The organism is Pseudomonas sp. TJI-51 (genome assembly GCF_000190455.2).
In the GTDB taxonomy this organism is placed as follows: Bacteria; Pseudomonadota; Gammaproteobacteria; order Pseudomonadales; family Pseudomonadaceae; genus Aquipseudomonas; species Aquipseudomonas juntendi.
In genome coordinates this window covers 22,950-31,918 of the sequence record NZ_AEWE02000012.1, presented here as the reverse complement: position 1 = coordinate 31,918, position 8,969 = coordinate 22,950, and the positions used below count along the sequence as shown (strand labels likewise).

General features: G+C 64.4%; 3 protein-coding genes and 2 pseudogenes. All 5 read right to left on the bottom strand.

Going from position 1 to position 8,969, the window contains the following annotated elements; all coding sequences use genetic code 11:
* Positions 1-257 (bottom strand): annotated as a pseudogene (locus G1E_RS29110) (thioredoxin domain-containing protein); the annotation flags it as partial.
* 78 nt (positions 258-335) lie between these two features.
* A complete protein-coding gene (gene selO, locus G1E_RS02760) occupies positions 336-1,796 on the bottom strand; it encodes a protein adenylyltransferase SelO (protein ID WP_009684983.1) in 1,461 nt (486 codons plus the stop codon).
* A 127-nt stretch (positions 1,797-1,923) separates the two neighbouring features.
* Positions 1,924-5,242, bottom strand: a pseudogene (gene mscK / locus G1E_RS02755) (mechanosensitive channel MscK).
* 35 nt (positions 5,243-5,277) lie between these two features.
* Entirely contained in the window at positions 5,278-7,020 is a 1,743-nt protein-coding gene (locus G1E_RS02750) for a potassium/proton antiporter (RefSeq protein ID WP_047149596.1), read from the bottom strand.
* Between the two features lie 196 nt (positions 7,021-7,216).
* Positions 7,217-8,908, bottom strand: coding sequence for a choline dehydrogenase (gene betA / locus G1E_RS02745; RefSeq protein ID WP_009684987.1), 1,692 nt, complete (start codon positions 8,906-8,908; stop codon positions 7,217-7,219).
* Positions 8,909-8,969 lie beyond the last annotated feature (61 nt).

Below are 8,969 nucleotides of genomic sequence, written 5' to 3'. Positions count from 1 at the left end.
GCCAGTTGGCGGGCGGCTGGTTCGAAGGTGGGGGCGAACGATTTGCACGGGCCGCACCAGTCGGCCCAGACATCCACCAGCAGCGGTAGGTCGCCTTTGATTTGGCTGGCTTAGCTGGCTTCGGTGAGTTCGAAAGGGGCGCTCAGCAGGACCTGCTGTTTGCAGCGGCCGCATTTCGGCGCGTCGCCCAGGCGCTCGGCAGGCAAGCGGTTGAGGCCGTTGCAGTGGGGGCAGGGGATGACCAGTGGTTCGGACATGTTGGTTCCTCGAGGTTATTGGGGCTGCTTGGCAGCCCATCGCGACACAAGGCCGCTCCCACAGGGGTCAAGCGCCAATCAGGAAGAGCAGCTGATTTCCAGGTGCTTGCCCCATTCCGGTGGGCGCTCGGCGTAGGCCTGCATCCCGGGTTGCTCCTCAAAGGGGTTGCTCAGTACCTGGTGCAGCCGCCGCACTTCACTGTAATCCCCCGCTTCAGCTGCCTCGATGGCTTTCTGCGCCAGGTAGTTGCGCAGCACGTACAACGGGTTCACTGCATGCATGCGTTCGCGGCGCCCCTCGGCATTACCGGCTTCACGCTCGCAGCGGGCCAGGTATTCGGCGCCCCAGGCATCGAAGCCGGCCAGGTCGATGAAGTCATTGCGTACCACCTTCAACGCTTCGGCCACCGGTTGCTCGCCCAGCCGGCGGAAGAACAGGTTGTAGTCCACACCACCGCGCTGCATGCACTGCAGCAGGCGCTCGACCAGCGCCATGTCGTCATCCTCGGCCGTGGTCAGGCCCAGGCGCCTGCGCATCAGGTCCAGGTAATGGGCCTGGTACAGTGGCAGGAACAGGCTCAACGCCTGCTTCAACGGCTCCACCTCGACCACCGTGGTCAGCGCCTGGGCCAGCGCGCTGAGGTTCCAGTGGGCGATGGGCACCTGGTTGGCGTAGCTGTAACGACCACGGTCGTCGGAGTGGTTGCAGCTGAAATTGGCGTCGAAGTCGTCGAGGAAGGCGTACGGGCCGAAGTCGAAGGTAATGCCGAGGATCGACATGTTGTCGGTATTCATGACCCCGTGGCAGAAGCCACAGGCCTGCCAGCGGGCGATCAGGTCGGCGTTGCGCTCGACGATGGTGCGGAACATCGCCAGGTAAGGTTGCTCGGCGGTGCCGCACTCGGCGTAGTGCTGTTGCAAGACGTGGTCGAGCAGCACCCGCTGCTGCTCAGGCTGCTTGGTGTAGTAGAAATACTCGAAATGACCGAAGCGTACGTGGCTCTGCGCCACGCGGGTGAGCATGGCCGCGCTTTCACGTGTTTCGCGCCATACCGGGGTGCTCGAGCCGATGACGCACAGCGCGCGGCTAGTGGGAATGTGCAGGGCGTGCAGGGCTTCGGAGGCGAGGAACTCGCGGATCGATGAGCGCAGCACGGCGCGGCCGTCGCCCATGCGCGAGTACGGCGTCTGGCCGGCCCCCTTGAGGTGCAGGTCCCAGTGCTGATTGGCGTCGTTCAGGACCTCGGCCAGCAACAGGCCGCGGCCATCGCCCAGGCGCGGGTTGTACGAGCCGAATTGGTGGCCGGAGTACACCATCGCCCTTGGGTCGGCCTGGTCCCACAGCTTGTGGCCGCTGAACAGTTCGGCGAACAGAGGCAGTTCGGCCTGGGCCGGGTCGAGGTCCAGCAGCGCCATGGCCGGCTCGCTCGCCACCACCAGGCGGGGCTCGGCGATGGGCTCGGGCAGCACCTGGGTAGAAAACGCATCGCCCAGGCGGGCGAAGCGGTTGTCGAAAGTGAGTTGGTCGAGGGCTTTCACGGGCTGCTCCTGGAAGTCGGTGCCATTGGGGCCGCTTTGCGGGGCCCAGCTGTGGGGGCTGGCTTGCCGGCGATCGAGGGCCAAGCCCTCGCAGGCATTCTGGGCGTTCATGCCCTATGGCGTCCACTCACACAGGTTGGGTGCCATCGGGTTTGGGCTGCTCCATCGGTATCAGCTGCTGCTTGCCGCCGGCTGCGTCCATCAGGAACACCTCGACCTGGCGTACCGAGATCTTGATGTCGTGCGCCTTGAACTCGCGGCTGATGAAGCGGTTGAGTTCATCCAGCGTCGGGTTGCGGTCACCCAGGTCGCGCACGTGCATGCGCAGTTCGTGGTCCAGCGAGCTTTCGCCGAAGTTGAGGAAGTACACGATCGGTTCCGGGTCCTTGAGCACCCGTGGGTTTTCATGCGCGCCCCTGAGCAGCAGCTCGCGCACCAGGTCGAGGTCGGAGCCATAGTCGATGCCCAGCTTCAGCGTGACCCGGGTGACCGTGTCGGTCAGCGACCAGTTGATCAGTTGGCCGGTGATGAAGGTCTTGTTGGGGACGATGATGTCCTTGCGGTCGAAGTCGGTGATGGTGGTGGCGCGGATGCGGATCTTACTCACCGTGCCCGACAGGTTGCCGATGGTGATGGTGTCGCCGATGCGTACCGGGCGCTCGAACAGGATCATGATGCCGGAAATGAAGTTGGCGAAGATTTCCTGCATGCCGAAGCCCAGGCCCACCGACAGCGCCGCCACCAGCCATTGCAGCTTGTCCCAGCTGACCCCCAGGGTCGACAGGGTGCTGACGATACCCACGCCGACGATGGTGTACGACAACAGGGTGGTGGTGGCGTAGGCGCTGCCCTGGGCAAGGTTCAGGCGTGACAGCACCAGCACCTCCAGCAGGCCTGGCAGGTTGCCGGCCAGGGCGAAGGTAATGCCGACGATCACCAGTGCCCCCAACAGGTCGCCCAGGCTGATGGGCACCATGCTGGCAGCGGCGCCGGTGCCGCTGGTGTATTCGTACAGCACGAAGTTGTTGAGGTAGGCGAACACCGAGAGCAGGTCGGCCCATACCCAGTACAGGCCAGCGATGAAACCGCCCAGCAGGGCCAGGCGGATCAGGCGCAGCGATTGCTGGTTGACCTGCTCGATGTCCAGGGTCGGCTCTTCGACGACCACTTCGCCGTCCAGCCCTTCCTTGGCCGCCGCGCGCTTGCTCAGTGCCCGTTGGTAGGCCAGGCGGCGGGCCGCAACCGACAGGCCGCGCACGAAGGCGGCCTCGATCACCAGCCAGAACAGCAGCAGGTAGAGGGTGTAGATCAGCCGGTCGGTGAGTTTCAGGGCGGTGTAGTAGTAGCCGAAGCACACCGCGACGAACAGGGCGATAGGCAGCGCAGTGAACGCCACGCCGACCGCCTTGCGGAACAGCGAAGTGTCACGGTGCGCCGGGCTGCTGAGCAGCAGGCGGCTGAGCAGCCAGGCCATCAGCGCATAGCAGGCCAGCACCACGCCAATACCCAGTACATCGTCGGCCAGCGCCGACGGCTGGNNGGGGCGGCCCCCCCCCCCCCGCCACTACCCCGACCAGGGCCAGCACCACGGTGCCCAGGCGGCGTACCCAGCCCCGCAGGAACTCGACCTGGGGTTTGTACCAGCGGAAATGCACTTCCGCCACGCCGCCGGGTGCAAGGATGCGGTAGGCGGTATAGAACACCAGCCACGCCTGGGCCAGTTGCCACAGGGCCGCGCCAAGGTTGGCGTTCTGCCCGCGGGCGTCGATTTGCAGGGCATAGCTGCACAACGCCAGGACAAGGCTGACCGGCATCGCCAGCAGGATATTGATAAGAATCGCCTGTGGCGTATGCCACTGGCTGTCGCGGCGGAAATGGCCAATGTCCTGGTGCACCTTGCCCAGCCGTTGGTACAGGTACTTGCGCCGCCACAACAGAGCGCCGATCACCAGCAACAGCGGCAGGAACAGCAGCGGCCGGTGGCTGAGGCCGTCGGTCAGCTCGCTCAGGCTGGAGGCCCACGGCAGGTTGGCGACCTGGTCGGCCAGCCGTTGCGGCACGGTGCGCAGCCAGTCCCAGTCCAGGGGCTTGTTGCTGGGGATCCAGAACATCTGTTCGTCGAGGGTGGTGCGCAGGCTCTGGGCAGTGCCCAGCAATTGTTTCTGGTTGAGCTGCAGGGTGATCGATTCGTTGAGCAGCGCCGAAAGCTCGCGGTTCAGCCGCTCCAGCAGGTCGCTGCGGGTGATCGCCAGCTCCAGCAGGGCCTTGCGCAGCTGCGGGGTTACCTGTTCCTGCGGTTGGGCTGCCAGCAGCTTGTCGACATAGGTCACCGGGTTGCTCATCACCTCGCGCTGCTGGCTGACCTCGAACTGGTACAGGCGGGGGTCGGCGATCTGGTCGGCCAGGTCACGGTCGAGTTTCAGGTGTGGCAGGGTCTGTTTCTGTTTGTAGAGGATCTTGGACAGCAGCAGGCTACCCTTGAGCACGTTGATCTGCTCGTCCAGCGCCTGGTCGGCCTGGGTCAGGCTGTCCAGTTGCTGCTTGGTGCGCAGGTTCTGCTGGGTCAGCTCATTGAGGCGGTCGGTGCTTTTGAGCAGGTAGTCGGACAGCTTCAGGTTAGCTGCGCTTTCGGTGGCCAGCAGGCTGCTGCCGCCCGCCTTCTGCGCCTCGATCGATTGCTGGGTGACCGTTTCCTGGGACTGGGCCAGGCGCTTGTCGTTGATCAGCGTCTGCAGGTCCTGGATTTCCTGCTCAAGGCGCGCGGCACGCTCGATCAGCAGGTCATGGCGGGCGTTGCCAAGGTCCTGCAGCACGCTGTTGCCGGCCAGTTCCTGGCGGCGCAGCAGGGTCAGCGCGTTGAGCGAAGCCAGTTCTGCGTTCAGCTGGTTGCGCTGGTCGGCGTTGATCGACTTGCCACCGTCCTTGCCGGTCTTGAGGATGGTGTTGATCTGCTGGGCGCGGGTCTGGTTGCTGCTGATTTCGGCCTGGGCACGTTCGGGGCGGGTCTGCGAGTTGATGATCAGGCTGTTGGCGTCGGACAGCGACTTCTGCAGCTCGCCCTGCTGGGTGTTGCGCTCGCTGAGCATCTGTTCGAGCTGCTGCACGTTGAGGTTGGCATAGCGCTGGGCAACCGGCTGAACCTTGGTTTGCTTGAGCCGGGCCAGCTCTTTCTGGCTGTCGTCGGTTTCCTTGGGTGCGGCACTGAGTTGCTGCTTGAGGGCGGCCAGCTTCTTCTCATTGTCGTCCTTGCTGGCCAGCAGGCTCAGGGTCTGTTCCAGCACCTGCTGCAAGGCCTTCTGGTCGGCCTCGGGCAGCTTGCGCTCGGCAATCTTGTCGAGGCTGTTCTGAATGCTGGCAGCCGTTGGCGGCTCTGCCGCGGTGGCCGCGAAGGAAAGGGACAGGCACAGCCCGAGCAGGGCTGTGCGAAGGTATGCGCGCAGGGACATAGGCAGACTACTTGTGGATCCGGCAGAAACGAAGTTTAGAGGAACAATCCTGGTCCGGGTCGCGTTCCTTCGGGGAATCTGACGCCCACTTTCTGGATCTTGTTCCCGACCATGGTCGCCACGGTCCAGATCGTGCCGTGCCATTCCACCTGGTCACCTACTACTGGAGCGCCTCCGACCTTCTGTCGGATGAACTGCGCCAGCGGCATTTTCGCGTCCAGGCCATCGAGTTTCAGGCCATACAGTGCGGCCACCGCACCCAGTTCGGCATCGCCTTCGAGAACGAAGTCGCCGAAGAAGCGCAGGTCCAGGCCACGCTGCGGCGCCTGGCTGAACAGTTTGCCCAGCGCCGGCAGGTTGTGTTCGTGGCCGATCACGCAGAGCATGTCGTCGACCTCCAGCACGGTGCTGCCAGAGGGGTGCAGCAACTGCTCGCCGCGGAACAGGGCGGCGATGCGTGTGCCTTCCGGCATCTTCAGCTCGCGCAGGGCGGCGCCGATGCACCACTTCTCCTTGCCCAGGCGGTAGACGAACATTTCCCACTCGCTGGTGATGTGCACCTCCAGCGCAGAGCGGGAGATGGGTGCCGGATCCGGTGGTACAGTCACCTTCAGCAGCTTGGCCATCCACGGCAGGCTGGTGCCTTGCACCAGCAGCGACACCAGCACGATGAAGAAAGCCAGGTTGAAGAACAGCTGGGCGTCCGGCAGGCCGGCCATCAGCGGGAACACCGCGAGAATGATCGGCACCGCGCCGCGCAGGCCAACCCACGAGATGAAGCCTTTTTCGCGGCCGTGGAAGGCCTTGAACGGCAGCAATGCCGCCACCACCGACAGAGGCCGCGCCACCAGGATCATCCACAACGCCAGGCCCAGTGCCGGCAGGGCAATGGGCAGCAGGTCGTGCGGTGTCACCAGCAGCCCCAGTACCAGGAACATGCCGATCTGCGCCAGCCAGGCCATGCCGTCGAGCATGTGCAGGATGCCATGGCGGCTGCGAATCGGCTTGTTGCCCAGCACCAGGCCGCACAGGTACACAGCCAGGAAGCCGCTGCCGTGCAGGGCGTTGGTCAGCGAGAACACCACCAGGCCACCGGCCACCACCAGAATGGGGTAGAGGCCACCGGCCAGGTTGATCCGGTTGACCATTTGCAGCATCAGCCAGCCGCCGCCCAGGCCCAGCAACCCGCCGATGCCGAACTCGCGCAGCAGGTGGGTGAGCAGGCTCCAGTGCAGGCCGGTCTGGCCGCTGGCAATCATGTCGATCAGCGTAACTGTCAGGAAGACCGCCATCGGGTCGTTGCTGCCCGACTCGATCTCCAGGGTGGCGGTAACCCGTTCGTTCAGGCCCTTGCCGCCCAGCAGCGAAAACACCGCTGCGGCGTCGGTGGAGCCGACGATGGCGCCGATCAGCAAGCCCTGGATCAGGCTCAGGTTGAACAGCCAGGCAGCAACAAGGCCGGTCAGGGCGGTGGTGATCATGACCCCGACCGTGGCCAGCGACAGTGCCGGCCATAGCGCTACGCGAAAGCTCGCCACCCGTGTGCGCAGGCCGCCGTCGAGCAGGATCACCGCCAGGGCGAGGTTGCCCACCAGGTAGGCGGTCGGGTAGTTGTTGAAGATGATGCCGCCACCATCGACACCAGCGACCATGCCCACGGCGAGAATGATGACCAGAATAGGGATGCCCAGGCGCGACGACAGCGAACTGACCAGAATACTCGCGCCCACCAGTAATGCGCCGATCAGGAACAGGCTGTTGATGGTGCTGGCATCCAAAGGCAGGTACTCCGGGATAACGCTGGAAAGGGGAATGACTGGCAAGTCGCGTGCCAATCGATTCTAACCTGATGAATTGGCAGCATGTAAAGCGTTTCTGCAGATGTGCAAAAGGCACCGCGGTGGGTGCCTTTTGTCATGTTGCCGGTGCTCAACCTCTGGCAGGCGGCTTGCCGGCGATGCGGCCGGTGCAGACTTACGCCTGCTTCACTTCACGCATCGGCTTGCCTTTGACCGGGGCATCACCAGCCACGTAGTACTTGGCGGTGCTGCGTGGCAACGGCTTGCGACCACGGATCTTGTCCGAGATTTTCTCCGCGATCATGATCGTGGTGGCGTTGAGGTTGCCGGTGATGATCAACGGCATGATCGAGGCATCCACTACGCGCAGGCCCTGCATGCCGTGCACACGGCCTTCGCCATCGACCACCGCCATGTCGTCGGTGCCCATTTTGCACGAGCAGGACGGGTGGAAGGCGGTTTCGGCGTGCTCGCGGATGAACTTGTCCAGCTCTTCATCGGTTTGCACATGCGCGCCGGGGCTGATTTCGCGGCCGCGGTACGGGTCCAGTGCCGGCTGGGCCATGATTTCGCGGGTCAGGCGGATGCCGTCACGGAATTCCTGCCAGTCCTGCTCGGAGGACATGTAGTTGAACAGGATGCTCGGGTGCTGGCGCGGGTCTTTCGACTTGGCCTGGATGCGGCCGCGGGACGGGGAGCGCATCGAACCCATGTGCGCCTGGAAGCCATGCTCCTTCACGCCATTGGAACCGTTGTAATTGATCGCCACCGGCAGGAAGTGGTACTGGATGTTCGGCCACTTGAATTCAGGGCGGCTGCGAATGAAACCGCCAGCCTCGAACTGGTTGCTGGCGCCGATGCCGGTGCCGTTGAACAGCCACTCGGCACCAATGGCCGGCTGGTTCCACCACAGCAGCGACGGGTACAGCGACACCGGCTGGGTGCAGGCGTACTGCAGGTAAAGCTCCAGGTGGTCCTGCAGGTTTTCACCCACGCCCGGCAGGTCGTGCACCACCGGAATGTCGAGGCTTTCCAGCAGGGCACGCGGGCCGACGCCGGAGCGCTGCAGCAGCTGCGGCGAAGCGATGGCGCCGGAGCTGACGATCACTTCCTTGCGGGCACGGGCTTCTACGCGCTCTTCGCTGTCGCCCACCAGGTAGGTGACGCCAACCGCGCGCTTGCCTTCGAACAGCACGCGGTCGCTGAGGGCGTGGGTCACGATGGTCAGGTTCGGGCGTTTCTTGGCCTGGTCCAGGTAGCCACGGGCGGTGCTGGAGCGGCGGCCGTTCTTGGTCACCGAACGGTCCATCGGGCCAAAGCCTTCCTGCTGGTAGCCGTTGAGGTCTTCGGTACGCGGGTAACCGGCCTGAACACCGGCTTCGACCATGGCGTTGAACAGCGGGTTGTTGCCTGCTTTGGGCGTGGCGACGCTGAGCGGGCCGTCACCGCCGTGGTAGTCGTTGGGGCCGATGTCGCGGGTTTCGGCCTTGCGGAAGTAAGGCAGGCAGTCGAGGTAGGTCCAGTCTTCCAGGCCTGGCAGTTCTGCCCAGCCGTCGAAGTCCATGGCGTTGCCGCGGATGTAGCACATGCCGTTGATCAGCGACGAACCACCCAGGCCCTTGCCGCGGCCGCACTCCATGCGGCGGCCGTCCATGAACGGCTCCGGGTCGGTCTCGTAGGCCCAGTTGTAGCGGCGGCCTTGCAGCGGGAAGGCCAGGGCTGCTGGCATCTGGGTGCGGAAGTCGAAGCGGTAGTCGGGGCCGCCGGCTTCCAGCAGCAGTACGGTGACGCCGGCATCTTCGGTCAGGCGGGTGGCCAGTGTGTTACCGGCGGAGCCGGCACCGACGATGATGTAATCGTATTCCATGGCATTTCTCCGAAATGCAGCGGCAAGTTTCTAGCTACAAGCTGCAAGAAAAAGCAGCTGG

Coding starts and splice junctions, on each gene's coding strand:
- betA (WP_009684987.1), bottom strand. CDS start 8,908: ATGGAATACGATTACATCATCGTCGGTGCCGGCTCCGCCGGTAACACA.